The 15242-nt window shown below is 70.3% G+C and carries 17 protein-coding genes; 7 read left to right on the top strand and 10 right to left on the bottom strand.

What is annotated here, in order from left to right; genetic code table 11:
• Positions 1 to 6: 6 nt before the first annotated feature.
• Positions 7 to 1143, top strand: coding sequence for a cysteine desulfurase family protein (locus tag SK224_RS06650; protein ID WP_320434727.1), 1137 nt, complete (start codon positions 7 to 9; stop codon positions 1141 to 1143).
• Positions 1140 to 2105: a glycosyltransferase family 2 protein gene (locus tag SK224_RS06645; protein WP_320433971.1), complete on the top strand. Its 966-nt coding sequence runs from the start codon at positions 1140 to 1142 to the stop codon at positions 2103 to 2105. The genes SK224_RS06650 and SK224_RS06645 overlap by 4 nt, the downstream gene beginning before the upstream one ends.
• Before the next feature lie 7 nt (positions 2106 to 2112).
• Here SK224_RS06645 and SK224_RS06640 read toward each other — a convergent pair whose 3' ends face one another.
• Positions 2113 to 3975, bottom strand: coding sequence for an ABC transporter ATP-binding protein (locus SK224_RS06640; RefSeq protein WP_320433970.1), 1863 nt, complete (start codon positions 3973 to 3975; stop codon positions 2113 to 2115).
• A 202-nt stretch (positions 3976 to 4177) separates the two neighbouring features.
• Between SK224_RS06640 and SK224_RS06635 the strand changes: the two genes are divergently transcribed.
• Positions 4178 to 5674: a DHA2 family efflux MFS transporter permease subunit gene (locus SK224_RS06635; protein ID WP_320433969.1), complete on the top strand. Its 1497-nt coding sequence runs from the start codon at positions 4178 to 4180 to the stop codon at positions 5672 to 5674.
• Positions 5675 to 5695: 21 nt separating this feature from the next.
• Here SK224_RS06635 and SK224_RS06630 read toward each other — a convergent pair whose 3' ends face one another.
• Together SK224_RS06630 and SK224_RS06625 are read right to left on the bottom strand one after the other, a co-directional pair.
• On the bottom strand, positions 5696 to 5818 hold the full coding sequence (locus SK224_RS06630) for a hypothetical protein (protein ID WP_320433968.1): 123 nt from the start codon (positions 5816 to 5818) through the stop codon (positions 5696 to 5698).
• Between the two features lie 207 nt (positions 5819 to 6025).
• Positions 6026 to 6187: a hypothetical protein gene (locus SK224_RS06625; RefSeq protein WP_320433967.1), complete on the bottom strand. Its 162-nt coding sequence runs from the start codon at positions 6185 to 6187 to the stop codon at positions 6026 to 6028.
• Between the two features lie 43 nt (positions 6188 to 6230).
• Between SK224_RS06625 and SK224_RS06620 the strand changes: the two genes are divergently transcribed.
• Entirely contained in the window at positions 6231 to 6764 is a 534-nt protein-coding gene (locus SK224_RS06620) for a gluconokinase, GntK/IdnK-type (protein ID WP_320433966.1), read from the top strand.
• On the opposite strand, the gene SK224_RS06615 is transcribed toward SK224_RS06620, so the two are convergent.
• The 4 genes from SK224_RS06615 to SK224_RS06600 all read right to left on the bottom strand — a co-directional run bounded on the left by SK224_RS06615 (position 6740) and on the right by SK224_RS06600 (position 9262).
• Positions 6740 to 7531, bottom strand: a complete 792-nt coding sequence (locus SK224_RS06615; protein WP_320434726.1) for an SDR family oxidoreductase — start codon at positions 7529 to 7531, stop codon at positions 6740 to 6742. The two genes, SK224_RS06620 and SK224_RS06615, sit on opposite strands and share 25 nt — an antisense overlap.
• A gap of 119 nt (positions 7532 to 7650) precedes the next feature.
• Positions 7651 to 7950 carry a DUF6510 family protein gene (locus SK224_RS06610; RefSeq protein ID WP_320433965.1) on the bottom strand — a complete coding sequence of 100 codons (300 nt, stop codon included), beginning with the start codon at positions 7948 to 7950 and terminating at the stop codon, positions 7651 to 7653.
• On the bottom strand, positions 7950 to 8672 hold the full coding sequence (locus tag SK224_RS06605) for an FAD-binding oxidoreductase (protein WP_320433964.1): 723 nt from the start codon (positions 8670 to 8672) through the stop codon (positions 7950 to 7952). The genes SK224_RS06610 and SK224_RS06605 overlap by 1 nt, the downstream gene beginning before the upstream one ends.
• Positions 8669 to 9262 carry a molybdopterin-dependent oxidoreductase gene (locus tag SK224_RS06600; protein WP_320433963.1) on the bottom strand — a complete coding sequence of 198 codons (594 nt, stop codon included), beginning with the start codon at positions 9260 to 9262 and terminating at the stop codon, positions 8669 to 8671. Before SK224_RS06600 ends, SK224_RS06605 begins: the two co-directional genes overlap by 4 nt.
• A gap of 208 nt (positions 9263 to 9470) precedes the next feature.
• Between SK224_RS06600 and SK224_RS06595 the strand changes: the two genes are divergently transcribed.
• Together SK224_RS06595 and SK224_RS06590 are read left to right on the top strand one after the other, a co-directional pair.
• Positions 9471 to 10685, top strand: a complete 1215-nt coding sequence (locus SK224_RS06595) for an MFS transporter (RefSeq protein ID WP_320433962.1) — start codon at positions 9471 to 9473, stop codon at positions 10683 to 10685.
• Positions 10682 to 11032, top strand: coding sequence for a UBP-type zinc finger domain-containing protein (locus tag SK224_RS06590; protein WP_320433961.1), 351 nt, complete (start codon positions 10682 to 10684; stop codon positions 11030 to 11032). The genes SK224_RS06595 and SK224_RS06590 overlap by 4 nt, the downstream gene beginning before the upstream one ends.
• A 30-nt stretch (positions 11033 to 11062) precedes the next feature.
• Here SK224_RS06590 and SK224_RS06585 read toward each other — a convergent pair whose 3' ends face one another.
• The 3 genes from SK224_RS06585 to SK224_RS06575 all read right to left on the bottom strand — a co-directional run bounded on the left by SK224_RS06585 (position 11063) and on the right by SK224_RS06575 (position 14001).
• A complete protein-coding gene (locus SK224_RS06585) occupies positions 11063 to 11779 on the bottom strand; it encodes an alpha/beta hydrolase (RefSeq protein WP_320433960.1) in 717 nt (238 codons plus the stop codon).
• Between the two features lie 125 nt (positions 11780 to 11904).
• Positions 11905 to 13065, bottom strand: coding sequence for a helix-turn-helix domain-containing protein (locus SK224_RS06580; RefSeq protein WP_320433959.1), 1161 nt, complete (start codon positions 13063 to 13065; stop codon positions 11905 to 11907).
• Positions 13066 to 13146: 81 nt separating this feature from the next.
• On the bottom strand, positions 13147 to 14001 hold the full coding sequence (locus SK224_RS06575) for a helix-turn-helix transcriptional regulator (protein WP_320433958.1): 855 nt from the start codon (positions 13999 to 14001) through the stop codon (positions 13147 to 13149).
• Between the two features lie 190 nt (positions 14002 to 14191).
• Here SK224_RS06575 and SK224_RS06570 point away from each other — a divergent pair, with 190 nt between their 5' ends.
• Positions 14192 to 15241, top strand: coding sequence for a Dyp-type peroxidase (locus SK224_RS06570; RefSeq protein WP_320433957.1), 1050 nt, complete (start codon positions 14192 to 14194; stop codon positions 15239 to 15241).
• Position 15242: the final 1 nt, after the last annotated feature.

The raw sequence follows: 15242 nt of genomic DNA, 5'->3' as shown, positions 1-15242 counted from the left end.
GGCGCGATGTACCTCGACAACGCGGCGACGACGCCGGTGCGCCGCGAGGTGATCGAGGCGATGATGCCGTACTGGCGGGGCACGTTCGGCAACCCGTCCAGCCACCACGAGGCGGGTGAGCAGGCTGCATCCGCCCTCGCCGACGCGCGGGCGCGGGTGGCGGCCGTGCTGGGCGTGCGCACGGGCGACGTGATCTTCACCTCCGGCGGCACGGAGGGCAACAACCTCGCCGTCAAGGGGATATCCCTGGGCGCGATGCTCGCCCGGGGCCGCCGCCACGTCGTCACGACGGCGGTCGAGCACGAGTCGATCCTCGAGTCGGTCGCCGCCCTCGAACGCCTCCACGGTCTCGAGGCGACGGTCCTGGATGTCGACGACGCCGGCCGTGTGTCTCCGGATGCGGTCGCCGCCGCCCTCCGCGAGGAGACCGCGCTCGTCACGCTCGGCTACGCGAACAACGAGACCGGCACCGTACAGGATGTGCGTGCCATCGCCGCCGTCGCGACCGCGGCCCGGGTGCCCCTGCACCTCGATGCGGTGCAGGCGGCGGGCTGGCTGCCGCTGTCCGGCACGGGAGCCGACGCGATCACCATCGCCGGCCACAAACTCGGCGCCCCGAAGGGAATCGGTGCCGCGGCGATCCGCGGCCGCATCCCGGTCGAGCCGATCCTCCACGGCGGCGGACAGGAGCGCGGCCGCCGCAGCGGCACCGAGGACGTCGCCGGCGCAGTGGGCCTTGCCACCGCTCTCGAGCTCGCCGAGGCGGAGCGCGCCGCATCCGCCGCCCGCGTCGGCGCCGCGCGCGACGCATTCGTGGCCGAGGTGCTCGCGGCCGTGCCGTCCGCCGCGCTGACCGGCCATCCCACCGAGCGGCTCCCCGCCACGGCGAGCTTCACGTTCGCGGGGACCAGCGGCGAGGCCGTGCTGCTCGAGCTCGAACGGCGCGGCATCGTCTCCTCCAGCGGCTCGGCGTGCGCGGCCGGCAGCGACGAGCCCTCGCACGTGCTCGTGGCGATGGGCATCCCGCCGGAAGTGGCGCAGACCGCCGTGCGCTTCACCTTCCCCCACGACCTGACGGTCGATCTCAGCCCGGTCGCCAAGGCGGTGGCCGCATCGGTCGCGGCGGTACGATCGGCGACGTGAGTCAGCGTCCCCTCGTCACGGTCGTCGTCCCCGGCCACCAGGTGGGGCCGTGGGCCCAGGCGGCCCTCGATTCATTGCGCGCCCAGACGCTGGTGGAGTGGACGGCTGTGCTCGTCGACGACGCATCCTCCGATCGCACCGGCGACCTGTTCGACGCGGCCGCCGCATCCGATCCGCGCTTCCGCGTGGTGAGGCTCGCACGACGCGTCGGACTGGGGGCCGCGCGCAACACGGGCCTCGACCTGGTCGACACGCCCTACCTCGCCTTCCTGGACGCCGACGACGTCATGCTCCCGACGGCCCTCGAGCGCTTCGTGGCCACCCTCGACGGCAGCGGCAGCGATTTCGCGGTGGGCGCGTATGTACGCCTGCGTCCGGACGGGTCGGGCCGTTACGCCGCCGGCGACGTGCAGCCGTGGGTCAGCCGCGCGACGGTACCCGCGCGGACGGCGACGACCCTCGAGGAGCACCCCGAGGTGACGGCCAACGTGGTCGCGTGGTCGAAGCTGAGCCGCACGGAGTTCTGGCAGCGCACCGGCCTGCGCTTTCCCGAGGGGCGGCTTTACGAGGACCAGGTGGTGGCCCAGCAGATGTACGCGAGGGCGCGCCGGTTCGACGTGTTGTCGGACGTCGTCGTGCACTGGCGGGAGCGTGCCGACGGCTCCTCGATCACGCAGCACGAGGAACGGCTCGACGTGCTGCGCGACTGTCTCGACGCGATGAGCGAAGGGATGCGGGTGCTCGACGGTACTGGCCACACCGCCGCTGCGCGGGCCCGCGCGGGGCAGCTGCTGCGCATGGACATCCCGCGACTCGCGCGTGTGGCGGCCGCGCATCCGGACGACGAGTACCGCCGGCTGGTCGGCGCGTTCGCCCGGACGATCTCCGAGCGGCAGGATGCGGTCACCCTCGCCGTCCCCGACGACGCGCAGCCGCTGATCTCCGCAGCCCTGCTCTGGTGAGCGGCGCTCAGACCGTGAGCTGCTCGGCCGCGAGCGTGGCGTAGAGCCCCTGCGCCACGACGAGCTCGGCATGCGTTCCGCGCTCGACGATGCGGCCGTCGTCGACGACGAGGATCACGTCGGCGGCGACCACGGTCGACAGCCGGTGCGCGACGGTGATCGTGGTCCGGCCGCGCGCCGCCGTGTCCAGCGCCTGCTGCACGACGCGCTCACTGCGCGTGTCCAACGCCGACGTGGCTTCGTCCAGCAGCAGCACGGGCGGGTCCTTGAGCAGCACGCGGGCGATCGCGATGCGCTGCTTCTCCCCGCCGGAGAGCCGGTAGCCGCGCTCGCCCACCACGGTGTCGTAGCCCTTCTCGAAGCCCGTGATGACATGGTGCACGTTGGCGGCCTCGCAGGCGGCGGCGAGTTCCTCATCCGTCGCATCAGGCTTCGCGTACCGCAGGTTGTCGGCGATCGTCGCGTGGAAGAGGTACGTCTCCTGCGAGACGATGCCGATGTGGTCGATGATGGATGCGGCGGTGAGAGCGCGTACATCGGCGCCCGCGAACAGCACCGCGCCGCCATCCACGTCGTAGAAGCGCGGGATGAGCGAGAGCACCGTGGATTTCCCGGCCCCGCTGGGTCCGACCAGTGCCACGTGCTGCCCGGGATCCGCGACGAAGGACACCGCGTCCAGCAGGGGGCGCGAGGAGGCGGCCGACTCCGGGTAACGGAAGGTGACGTCGCGCAGCTCGACGCGCCCCACCGGGCCCGGCGCCTCGGAGACGTCGATCGCATCGGGTGCGTCGCGGACAGCCGGTCGCAGGTCGAGGTACTCGAAGATCCGCGCGAAGACGGCGGCGGAGGTCTGCACGTCGAGGGCGACGCGCATCAGACCCATGAGCGGCTGCAGAAGGCGCGCCTGAACGGTGGTGAACGCCACGATCGTGCCTGCAGAGATCCCCGCATCCGCGCCGCCCGACATGAACAGGCCCGCCACCAGGTAGATCACGGCGGGAACGCTCGCCATGATGACGCCGACGAGCGCGAAGAACCCCTGCCCACTCATCGCCTGGCGCACCTGCAGCCGGATCTGGATGCGGTTCTGCGCTCCGTAGCGCGCCGATTCGCTCTGCTGCCGGTTGAACGACTTCGCCAGGAGGATGCCGGAGACACTCAGGCTCTCCTGCGTGATCGCCGACAGCTCGGACAGGGACTCCTGCGTCTGCCCCGCGATCCGGGCGCGCACCTGTCCGACGCGTCGCTGGATCAGCGCCAGGATCGGCATCAGGAAGACGGCGATGAGCGTGAGTCGTACATCGATCAGGACCATGGCCACGAGGGACGCGACGACGGTGACCGTGTTGCCGAGCACACTCGTGACGGTGTTGGTCAGAACGCCCGACACCGCTCCCACGTCGTTCTGCAGCCGCGACTGGATCACCCCGGTCTTCGTGCGCGTGAAGAAGCCGAGCTCCATGGACTGCAGGTGATCGAACAGGCGCACGCGCAGATCACCCGTCACGTTGTTGCCGACCGTCGAGGTGAACCAGGTCTGCGCGACCTGCAGGCCCCCCGAGGCGAGGAAGAGCACCACCATGATCGCGACCAGGCGCACGAGCAGCCCCATGTCCACCCCCGACCCGTCGGCGGGGAAGAGCGCGTCGTCGAAGACCCGCTCCACGATGAGCGCCGGCACGACGGCGACGGCGGCACCGGCGACGACGAGCAGGGCGGTGACGATCAGGCGCGCACGGTAGGGGCGAAACAGCGCGGCGATCCGGCGTCCGAGGTGAGGGATGCGGGGAGCCTCGGCGTTGCGCAGGCGCTGGGCGGCCGCATCCACTCCGCGAAACCCCGGCGGATGCGACGGGCCGGCCATACTCATGCGCTCAGCCTAGATCTCCCCCGCGTGCCCGGATCCGAACCGGTAGTCTTGTCCGACGCGCATCGGTGCCGGTCGCGGGCGACGAACACGCCCGACCGGGTTTCGCCGCCTAGGGAATGCTCCACCCGCTCGCCGCGTTGTCAGATTCGCTCGCCACTTCCGGCGGCCGTCCCCATCCCTTTTCGATTCCGAGGAGACGACCATGCACGCCGAATCCGTCCAGACCGGTTCCGTGGCCACCACGACCGATTCCTCCCCCGCCGTCCGCTCCGGCGAGAACCGCATCATCTGGTTGCTGCTCGTGGCGGCCTTCGTCGCGATCCTCAACGAGACGACGATGGGTGTGGCGATCAAGCACCTCATCACCGATCTCGGCATCACCGCCGTGCTCGCGCAGTGGCTGACGACCGCCTTCATGCTGACCATGGCCGTCGTGATCCCGATCACCGGCTTCCTGCTGCAGCGGCTGACGACCCGCACGGTCTTCCTGCTGGCGATGTCGCTGTTCTCGTTCGGAACGCTCATCGCCATGCTCGCACCGGGGTTCGAGGTGCTGCTCGTCGCGCGCGTCGTGCAGGCATCCGGGACGGCCATCATGATGCCGCTGCTCATGACGACCCTCATGACGGTGGTCGCGCCCGCCGCGCGCGGGCGGATGATGGGCCGCGTCAGCATCGTGATGGCACTCGCGCCGGCGATCGGTCCGACGATGTCGGGCTTCGTCCTGCAGTACTTCGGCTGGCGATGGATCTTCGCGATCGTGCTGCCGATCGCCCTCGTGTCTCTCGCCATCGGCGCGCGATGGATCACCAACGTCGGCACGCAAACGCACGCCCGCATCGACGTGCTCTCGGTCGTGCTGTCGGCGTTCGGGTTCGGCGGCGTCGTGTTCGGCCTCAGTCAGATCGGCGGCTCACATGACGGCGCGACGGATGCGGCGGCCGCCGCGTCGTCGATGACGCTCATCGTGTCGCTGGCCGTCGGCGTCGTGGCGCTCTCGTTGTTCGTGTGGCGACAGTTCGTCCTGCAGCGTGAGGATCGGGCGCTCCTGGACCTGCGCGTCTTCCGGTTCACGAACTTCACGATCTCGGTCGTGCACTTCGCCGTGCTGTCGCTCGCCTTCTTCGGCACGATCACCGTCCTGCCGCTGTTCGCGCAGAGCGCGCTGAACCTCGACCCGCTCACGACCGGCCTGATCGTGCTGCCCGGCTCTCTGGCGATGGGCCTCGCCGGTCCCTTCATCGGCCGCATCTACGACCGTTGGGGCACGCGCGTGCTGCTCATCCCCGGCTCGATCCTGACGGTCTCGTTGCTATGGGTGTTCACGACGCTGTCGGAAACGACGCCCGTGTGGGAGCTGGTCGTGACGCAGACGCTGCTCTCGATCGGTCTGGCGATGTCGTTCACGCCGTTGTTCACCGCGTCGCTCGGCTCGCTGGCGCCCCGCTTCTACTCCTACGGCAGCGCGATCGTGAGCACCGTCCAGCAGGTGGCTGGAGCCGCCGGCGTGGCCGTCATGATCACGATCATGAACGCAGGCTTCGTCGCCAACGAGGCGTCGGGCGACGCGGCCGCGTGGGCGGCGGGTGCGCGCAGCGCCTTCATGTTCGCCGCGATCGTGGCGATCCCCACGATCATCGGCGCAGTGCTCATCCGCAAGCCCGCCGACTCGATCGACGCTCCCCCCGCGGGTCACTGACGCAGGCGGAGTCCGGATGGGTCAGTCGATGCTGCAGGAGCCGCCGCCGCAGCAGCCGAAGGACTCCTCCGGGCTCGGCTGGCCGTTCTCGTCCTCGGTGGGACGGGCGTTCAGCAGCTGGATGGGCGAGGGCTTCGTGGACATGACGACCATGCTACGTCCGCTCGGTGCGCCTGTCGCCGTGGTGAGGCGATGAGCGCGCCGTGGTGCCTCAGCCGTTCGCGCGGAGCCGTCTGCACGAGACCCCGCGGTCACAGCGGCCTGCACAACCGGTCCGGCACGTCACGGATGTGGTCCGACCGGGAGGCGGACGCGCCGTTCTGCCCCGGCTCCGGCCTGGCCGCGGCACCGTCACCGCGCCTGGCTGACGGGTTCCCGCACGGTGCGGCGCTCTGCGAGATCTGTTGGGGCTTCGTGGCGCTCGAGGGCGATCTCCTCGCGCCGCACGACGCTTTCCGTGGCACCGCTGATGCCGCGGAAAGCCACCGGCGCAGCGCCTGGTTCAACGCTCACGGTTGGTGATGTGTCTCTCGGCGCGACGCCTAGGCTCGAGCGTATGAGCGAAGCGGGACGGATGCGGATCGTCGTCATGGGCGTCTCGGGGGCCGGAAAGTCCACGATCGCGCTCGCCCTGGCGGCGCGCCTCGGCGGCGTCTACCTCGACGCCGACGATCTGCACGACGATGCGGCGCGGGCAAAGATGGCCGCCGGTGTGCCGCTGACCGACGAGGATCGTGCGCCCTGGCTCGGACGCGTCGGTCTCGCCTTCGGCACGGCGGGCGAGAAGGGCCCCGTGGTCATCGCCTGCTCGGCGCTGCGACGCCGGTACCGCGATCTGATCCGCGCCGAGGCCACGGAACCCATCTTCTTCGCCGCGCTCGATCTCGACGAGGCGACGCTCGCGAAGCGCATCGCGGCACGCACCGATCACTTCATGCCGGTCGCGCTGCTCGCATCGCAGCTCGACACACTCGAGCCGCTCGAGTCGGACGAGTGGGGCGTGACGGTCTCGACGCGAGAGAGCGTACCGGAGGTCGTCGCGCGGATCGTCGCGGCCCTCCCCGATCAGGGGACGATCGAGTCCACGTAACCGCCGTCGACGCGCACCGCCGCACCGGTCGTCGCCGACGCGAGAGGCGAAGCGAGGTAGACGACCATGTTCGCGATCTCGCCCGGCTCGATGAGGCGTCCGAGCAGCGACTGCGGCCGGGCCGTGCGCATGAACTCGCGCTGCGCCTCGTCCCACGGCAGATCCCGCCCGACGACCTGCGCCACGAACTCCTCCACGCCGGGAGTGTGCGTGGGACCGGCGATGACGGCGTTCACGGTGACGCCGGTCCCCGCGGCGGCCTTTGCGAATCCGCGTGAGGCTCCGAGCACGGCGGTCTTCGAGGTGCCGTAGTGGATCATCTCCGCCGGGATGACGACGGCCGAATCGCTCGCGATGTTCAGCACGCGCCCCCACCCTCGCTGCATCATCTGCGGGAGCAGCTCGCGGGTCAGGCGCACACCCGACATCACATTGGTCTCGAAGAAGCGCCGCCACGCGGCGTCGTCGATCTCGAGCGCCTCCACGGCCTCGAAGATCCCCAGGTTGTTCACGAGCACATCGACGCGCCCGGCCTGTGCCACCAGCGCCGCCGCGCCTGCGTCATCGGCCGCGTCAGCCACGATGCCGCGCGCCGCGTCTTCGACCTGCGCGTTGATCTCGGCCACCGCCCGCGCGACGGAGTCCTCACTGCGACCGTTCACGATGACCTCGGCTCCCGCTTCGGCCAGGCGCAGGGCGATCGCGAACCCGATCCCCGCCGACGAGGCGGTCACCAGCGCCGTCTTGCCCGTCAGATCGATGGACACCATTCCGGTTCGTTCGAGTCGCATGCTCTCTCCCTCGTCTCTGCCGCCGATCGGCGTCGGATGCGAGCGACGCTACCCGCCGCGCCCGGCGCCCGTCCCCGACAGGAGTCGAGCGCTACTCAGACGGCGGACGGGGTCGAGATCGATCTTCCGGCGGCGCGCACTTCGATGCCGCCGTCGCGGCGGAGGATCGTCGCGAAGGTGCGCGTGCAGCTGCGGCAGCGCACGATGGCCGCTGCCGCATCCATCTCCACCGACCACTCGGCGAGGGCGGCGCTGCGACCGCAATGACCGCAGGTGAGCAGGAGGAGGGCGGGGTCGAGACCGGCGAAGGCGTCCAGCATGCCGGCGAGCGCATTGCCGTCGACGCGCTGGGCGACGCGGCGCGGGTCGGGGCGGACGTGCGGCGTGCTGTCCATCAGGAACCTCCGAACCTCTCCGTCTTCACGCGCGCGGGATCGTGTCCCGCGGCGACCATCGCATCGGCGGCCGCCTCGACGAAGCTCGTCGGACCGCAGATGAACGTCAGCGGATGCTGCGCCGGCATCCACGTGGCTTGCGCGATGCGCTCCGCATCGAGCCGGCCGACGCGTCCGGGCCATCCGGTGGGCGCCTGGCGCGTGTAGGCCCAGGTCACATCCAGCCCCGTGGCACCCAGCCGCTCGACCTCGTCCCGATACAACGCGTCGGCCGCCGTGCGCACCGAGTAGAGCAGCCGGAACGGCGCACCGGAACTCGCCGCGGCCCGTGCGCGCGCCATCGCGAGCAACGGCACGATGCCGGAGCCGCCCGCGATGAGCTGCACGGGGGAAGGGTCGGTGTGGTCCCACACGAAGTAGGCCCCGAGGGGCCCCTTGACTTCGAGCGCGTCGCCCGGCTCGGCGACACGAACGAGGTAGGGCGACACCTCTCCCTCGGGGATCTCGTCGACCGCGATCTCGACGCTCTCCCCCGGCCCGGAGGAGGCGATCGAGTAGGAGCGCTCGGCCTGATAGCCGTCGGGCGCCGTCAGGCGGATGTCGAGATGCTGGCCGGGGGCGTTGCCCGGCCAGCCGGGGACCGCCAGCGTCAGCACGCGGCCGTGCGCGGTGTCGGGGACGGCGGCGGCGACCCGCGCGGCGAGCCAGTCGCTGGTTCTCACCAGTAGCGTTCCTCTGTCCACGGATCGCCGTGCAGGTTGTAGCCGTTCTGTTCCCAGAATCCCGGGTCGTCGTGCTTCTGCATGCTGAGCCCGCGCACCCACTTGGCGCTCTTCCAGAAGTACAGGTGCGGCACGAGCAGGCGCGCGGGACCGCCGTGCTCGGGATCGAGGGGGTTGCCGTCGAACGAGTAGGCGATCCACGCCTTCCCGCCGCGCAGGTCGGCCATGGGCACGTTGGTCGTGTAGCCGCCGTAGGAGTGGGCCATGGCGTACTCGTACGAGGTGTCGATACCGGCGAACAGCGTGTCGATCGAGACGCCGCGCCAGGTCGTGTCGAGTTTGGACCACCGCGTCACACAGTGGATGTCGGTGTGGACGTCCTCGGCCGGCAGAGCGAGGAACTCGGACCAGCTCCACGAGGTGACCGCGCCCGACTCGGTGCGGATCGAGAACGACCACTCGCTCTCAGGGATGCGCGGAGTGGGCCCGGCCGACAGCACGGGGAAGTCCGCCGTGAGGTACTGACCGGGTGGGAGCCTCGGGTCGGACTCCCGTCGCCGCCCGCCGAATCCGCGTGTGAACTCCGCCATGACCGTCTCCGTCTCGTCGTTGGCTCAGGCTAGCGCCGCCGCCCGCGGCGCAGAACCCTCTCCTCCCATCGAAGTGTGCCGGGTTCTGCCGAGTCCGCACGGCACCCCTGTCGAGGCGATGCTCGACAGGGGTCGCACCCCGCGCAACGGCCCGGCCCTAGCCTGTGACGGAGGTGGCCGTGCACGCGGGCGGCCGGGGAGGCGGAGCATGTCGCAGGTACACAGCACCAGTCGCAAGGTGTCGCACGGGGCCGGATTCTGGATCGTGGCGATCGCCTTCCTCCTGGTGATGGCGTACTCGACCGTGCCGACCCCGCTGTATCCGCTGTATCAGGAACTCGATCACTTCCCCGTATCGATCGTCACGGTGATCTTCGCGGCGTACGCCGTCGGTGTCGTCTTCAGCCTCTTCTTCCTCGGGCATATCAGCGACTGGACCGGACGTCGACGGATGCTGGTGATCGCCGTGCTCGTGTCCGCGGTCTCGGCGGTCATGTTCCTCGCCGTGATGAGCGTGCCGGGTCTGATCGCCGCTCGGCTCGTCAACGGTGTCAGCGTCGGAATCCTGACCGCCACGGCGACCGCGCACCTCGGCGAGCTGCGCCAGGCCGCACGGCCCGACGAGAACGCGATCGTCGCGGCATCCGTCGCGGGAGCCGCGAACATCGGAGGCCTTGCACTGGGCCCGCTCATCGGCGGGCTGTTCGCCGAGTTCCTGCCCGATCCGCTCGTCCTCCCCCACGCGGTCTTCCTGGTGCTGCTGCTGCTCGCGGCCGTCGCTCTGCTCGCCGTCCCCGAGACGGTGGCGACGCCGGAGCCACGACCCGCGTACCGTCCGCAGCGCCTGTCGGCGCCACCCGCATCCCGCCGGATCTTCATCGCCGCGGGCTTCGGCGCCTTCGCCGGTTTCGCTCTGTTCGGCCTGTTCACCTCCCTCGCCCCGACGTTCCTCGCGGGAACCTTCGACCAGCATGATCACCTCGTCGCCGGCGCGACGACGTTCTCGGTGTTCGGTGCGGCGGCCGCGGCGCAGGTACTGCTCGCTCGCGTACCCGTGCGCGTACAGCTCGGGATCGCCCGTCTCGCCTGCGCCGTGGGACTCGTCCTGGTCGCCGCGGGCGCCGTCCTACCGAACCTGACGCTCTTCCTGGTCGGCGGGGTGGTGTCCGGTGTCGGCGTGGGGCTGTTGTTCAAGGCGTCGATCGCGACCGCATCGGCTTTGGCGGACCCCGCCCGCCGCGGCGAGACGCTCGCGCTCATCTTCCTGATCGCTTACTGCGGACTGGCACTTCCCGTTCTCGCCGTCGGCGTCGTCCTGACCTTCGTCGACCAGACGGTGGTCCTTCTGATCTTCGCAGCGCTGGTGTTCGTCGCCACGGTGGTGGCGGCCACGATGATGCGATCGAGAAAGGCACAGGCATGAACGATTCGACTCAGATCAGGACGGATGTTCCGCCCAGCGGCACGGGATGCGTCGAGTGCGAGCAGACGGGGAGCTGGTGGCTGCATCTGCGCCGGTGCGCCGCCTGCGGGCACGTGGGGTGCTGCGATGACTCCCTCGGCAAGCACGCCACGGCGCACTGGCGTGCCACCGGGCATCGCATCATGCAGAGCTTCGAGCCGGGCGAGGACTGGTTCTGGGACTACGAATCCGAGACGATGGCGACCGGTCCCGAACTCGCGCCGGCCCGTTCCCACCCCCTGTCGCAGCCCGCGCCCGGTCCCGCCGACCGCGTGCCCGCCGACTGGCAGACTCTGCTGCGGGAGTGACCGGCCGGCACCGCGCTCGGAGGGTCGCGCTCAGACGAGTGTCGCCGCCACGCGGACGATGAGCGCGGTCACCTCGGCGGGATGCGTGTGCATCAGCAGGTGCGGACCATCAAGCTCGAGGATCTGACGGGCTCCTGCGCGCTGATAGGCCCAGCGCAGTGCTTGCGGATTGACGACCCGGTCATCGAGCCCGATCACACCCCACGCCGGCGTCGTGCGCCATGCCGCGGCCTGAGCGGGTTCGCTGAGCACCGCCGCATCGAGCGGACGCTGGGTCACGGCGAGCACCTCGGCTTCGTCGTCGGGCAGACCCGGCGCGGCGAGGAACGCGAACTCCCTCTCATCAACCCAGACGTCGCGGCGCGTGCCGTCGCCGAGCTCCGGATAGGCGGCCTCGCGGAAGAACTCGACCGCCGGCGCCGCGGGGAAGCGGGCGTGGATCTCCGCCGCGCTCTCGCCCGCATCCAGGACATATCCGCTCACGAAGACCACCGCGGCCACGTTCTCGCTTCGCCCGGCCACCCCCACCACCGTGGCCCCGTAGGAGTGCCCGACGAGCACGACGGGCCCGGGGATGCGAGAGACGAACGCGCTGACGTAGTCGGCATCGTCGGCGAGGCTGCGGTTCGAGATGGCGGGCACCCGCACCTCGAACCCCGCCCCCTGGAGTCGCAACGCGACGGGCGACCAGCTCGCTCCGTCCGCGAAAGCACCGTGCACCAGCACGATCGTCGGCATCTCTGCCATCACGATCACCTCGTCTCGCATGTGATGGCTTCGACGCTAGGCGCGCGCGGGCCGCGGGAGGTGCGACCGGGTGTCCCCTCTTGTCTCGACGCCTGTCGTAGCGTTGCGCGTCACACCGCCGGCGCTCAGATCCTCCCCGAGTGCTCCCAGTAGGCGGCGAGTTTCAGCGCGAGGTGCAGCGTGCTGCGCGACAGGCCGTCATCGAGCGCCTCGCGGACCGGTTCGGGCATGTTCTCGAGCCGGTAGTAGAGCGTGGTGCGGTGGATGTGCAGCACGTCGCAGACCTCGCGGACGCGGCCCGCGCCGTCCAGGAATGCTTCGATCGTCTGCCGGCGCAACGGATCGGCATCGTTGAGCAGCACATGCGCCGCCGGCGAGAACCGGGCGAGCCTGCTCGGGTCCGCGATGACGTCGGAGATCAGCAACCAGGGCCCGATCTCCTCCGCGGCTGCGCGCCCGCCCAGCGAGGGGAGGACTTCGGCGACGGCCGCGGCGGCGATGGCCCGATCGGCGACCTCGCGCAGGTCGTTGTCCTCACGCGTGAGGCTGGCGGAGCCGATGGCGCGAAGGAGCACGTCCGCCGCCGCCGTCTCCGCGGCGATCGCCGCATCCGTCGCGTCTGTGTCCGACGCGTGCCCGAGGAACAGCAACGAGGCGCCGTCCTCGCCCAGGAACGTGAGTCGCACCCCAGGCAGGCTCTCCAACGCCCGCCCGAGCGCTGCCCGCTGCACCACGCCGGTGTCATATCCGACGGCCACCGCACGCACCACGCTGCCGGGTCCCCGCTCGACGCCGTAGGACCGCACCGCGGCAGTGAGGGCCTCGCGGCGGGCGAGCACGTCGGCGGCCAGCAGATCCCGCATGACGGCGGTGCGAACCGAAACCGTGGCCGTGCGCGAATGGGTGACGAGCAGGTCGCGCGAGACCGCGACGGCAGCATCGATCGCCCGGTAGTCGTGCTCGGTGAGGGACGGCATACCGCCCGTGATGAGCCACAGGACGCCCACCGGCTCATCGTCCGTCCAGATGGGGATGGCGAGACGCTCGCGGGCGTTGAAGCGCGTCAAATCGATCGTGAGCGGTCGGCGGGACTGCAGCAAGCGAAGGCTCTCCAGGTACGCCCGTTCCTTCGGGGCGGTCTGGCGGCGAAGAAGGGCCCGCGCTCGGACCTCGTCGATCTCATCGCCCTGCGCGGAGGCGGCGACCGGACGATAGGCGAGGTCGTTGATGACGACCGAGCGGCCGATCGCCTCCGCCAGCTCGTCGACGACGTCTTGGAGGTTCATCGCGGAATACCCGCTCGGACAGGGCAAGACGCGGGGGGATACGTCATGGGTGCTCCTTCGTGAGGACCGACACCCGGAAGGCTACCGAGGAGGTTGAAGAGGCTGGGAGGCCCGGGGAGTACCACTTTCCGCAGCCGCCAGCCGCTCGACGAGCCGTGAGAAAACCGTGGCCGCCAGAGACTGCGGCGGCGCCGCCATGACGGTCATGATGTAGCCCGGGAGAGAGCGCACGCTGAAGTTCTGGATCTCGACATCCAGCGTGCCGAGCCCTTCGACGATGATCGAGATCTGAGCGTCCTCCGGCCCCGAGACGTCGTGACGTTCCCAGATGCGCACGAAGTCCTCGTCGTGGGAGAGTTCCTGGACGATCTCCTTCAAGCGGGGCGAATCCGGATCCGCATCACGCCGGAGGGTCGCGACGGCCGCCCTGGTCATCGGCTCCCACTGATCGAGCGTGCGCTTCATCCGATCGTTGAAGAGGTTGATCACGACGTTCTGTCCGGCTGCCAATCCGCCGAAGCCGAACGCTGCGGCGAGCGGATTGGCCACGACGACGTCGCGGTGGCGGTCCGACATGTACGCGGGCGTGTGCGTCCACTGCGCCAGCACGCGCGCGATCTGGTCGGCGACCGCCGCGTCTTCCGGCGCAGCCAGGGCCGGTGTGCCGGCGGCGAGGCGTCCGAGGTAGGCGCGGGATTCCGCATCCAGGCCGAAGACGCGCGCGAGCGAGCGCAGTACCTGATCGGAGGGACGAGCGCCGCGCCCCTGCTCGAGACGGAGGTAGTACTCCGCGCTGATGCCGGCGAGCTGCGCGACCTCATCGCGACGCAGACCCGGTACGCGCCGGCCCGGGGCGCGCTCCAGGCCCACCTCTTCGGGTTGGCGGACATTGCGTCGGGCGCGCAGATAGTCGCCCAGTGCGCGTTCTCGTTCCATGACTCTTCCTCCCCGCACAGACGAATGTACGTGATGGAGCGGGCGCTCCACATCTCCGGGTCGACTCCGCCGCCGATGGAGATCCCGCCGGGTGTCGCGCGGACGTTCGTCCGGTGTCGGAGCGCTCCCCCGCCCGGCGAGTCCATACTGACGCTGACGGTGCTCCCCTGGGCCGTCGGAAGGGAAGCCCATGGCCGACGACGCGCGCCGCGCCGACCCCGCCTCGTTCGTGCCGGGAGCCATGCAGCAGTTCGGCTCACCGCTGTCGACGCATGCTGTGTTCCTGGTTCTGCGCGTGACTGCCGGAGCGGACGGGCTCGACCGCGTACGCGGAGTCCTCGCGGACCTCTCGGACACGATCAAGGCGGTTGCCTTCCGCGATCCCTCAGCGACGCTCACCTGCACCGTCGGCATCGGAAGCGAGATCTGGCCGCGGCTCGTGGGCACACCGCGCCCCTCGCAGCTCCGACCGTTCGCGCCCATCGTCGGCGAGGCGCACACCGCACCGGCGACGGCAGGAGACCTGCTCTTCCACATCCGCGCCGACCGCGCCGACATCTGCTTCGAGTTCGAGCGGCAACTCATGGATGCGCTCGGCGACGCGGTGACAACCGAGGACGAGACGGCCTGCTTCCGGTACTTCGACCGACGGGACGTGCTCGGGTTCGTCGACGGCACGGCCAACCCGGTCGGCGAGGATATCGCCGACACCGTGCTCGTGGGTGACGAGGATCCCGACCACGTCGGCGGCACCTACATCGTGACCCAGAAGTACCTGCATCCGCTCTCCGCCTGGCGAGCGCTTCCGACCGAGGTGCAGGAGTCGATCATGGGCAGGTCGAAGGCCGACAACGTCGAGCTCGACGATGTGACGAGCGGTCAGAAGGCGCACAAGACGCTGGCGACCATCGTCGACGACGAGGGCGTCGAGCACGACATCCTCCGCGACAACATGCCGTTCGGTCGCCCTGGCGCCGCCGAGTTCGGTACGTACTTCATCGGATGCTGTCGCGATCTCTGGGTGATCCAGCGGATGCTCGAGCGGATGTTCATCGGCGACCCGCCCGGGCTTCACGACCGACTGCTCGACTTCTCCTCCGCGGCGACAGGCAGCGTGTTCTTCGCGCCGCGCCCCGATGTGCTGGATGGACTCGACGACGAGACGCAGACAGCCCCCGCCACCTCTCAGCCTCCCGCGTCCGCCGCGGACTCCTCGCTCGGCATCGGCGGGCGCTTCTGAC

This window comes from Microbacterium sp. BG28 (assembly GCF_034044005.1).
GTDB lineage: Bacteria > Actinomycetota > Actinomycetes > Actinomycetales > Microbacteriaceae > Microbacterium.
Note: the sequence above shows the minus strand (reverse complement) of the source record. Positions and strands in the feature narration are given on the sequence as shown.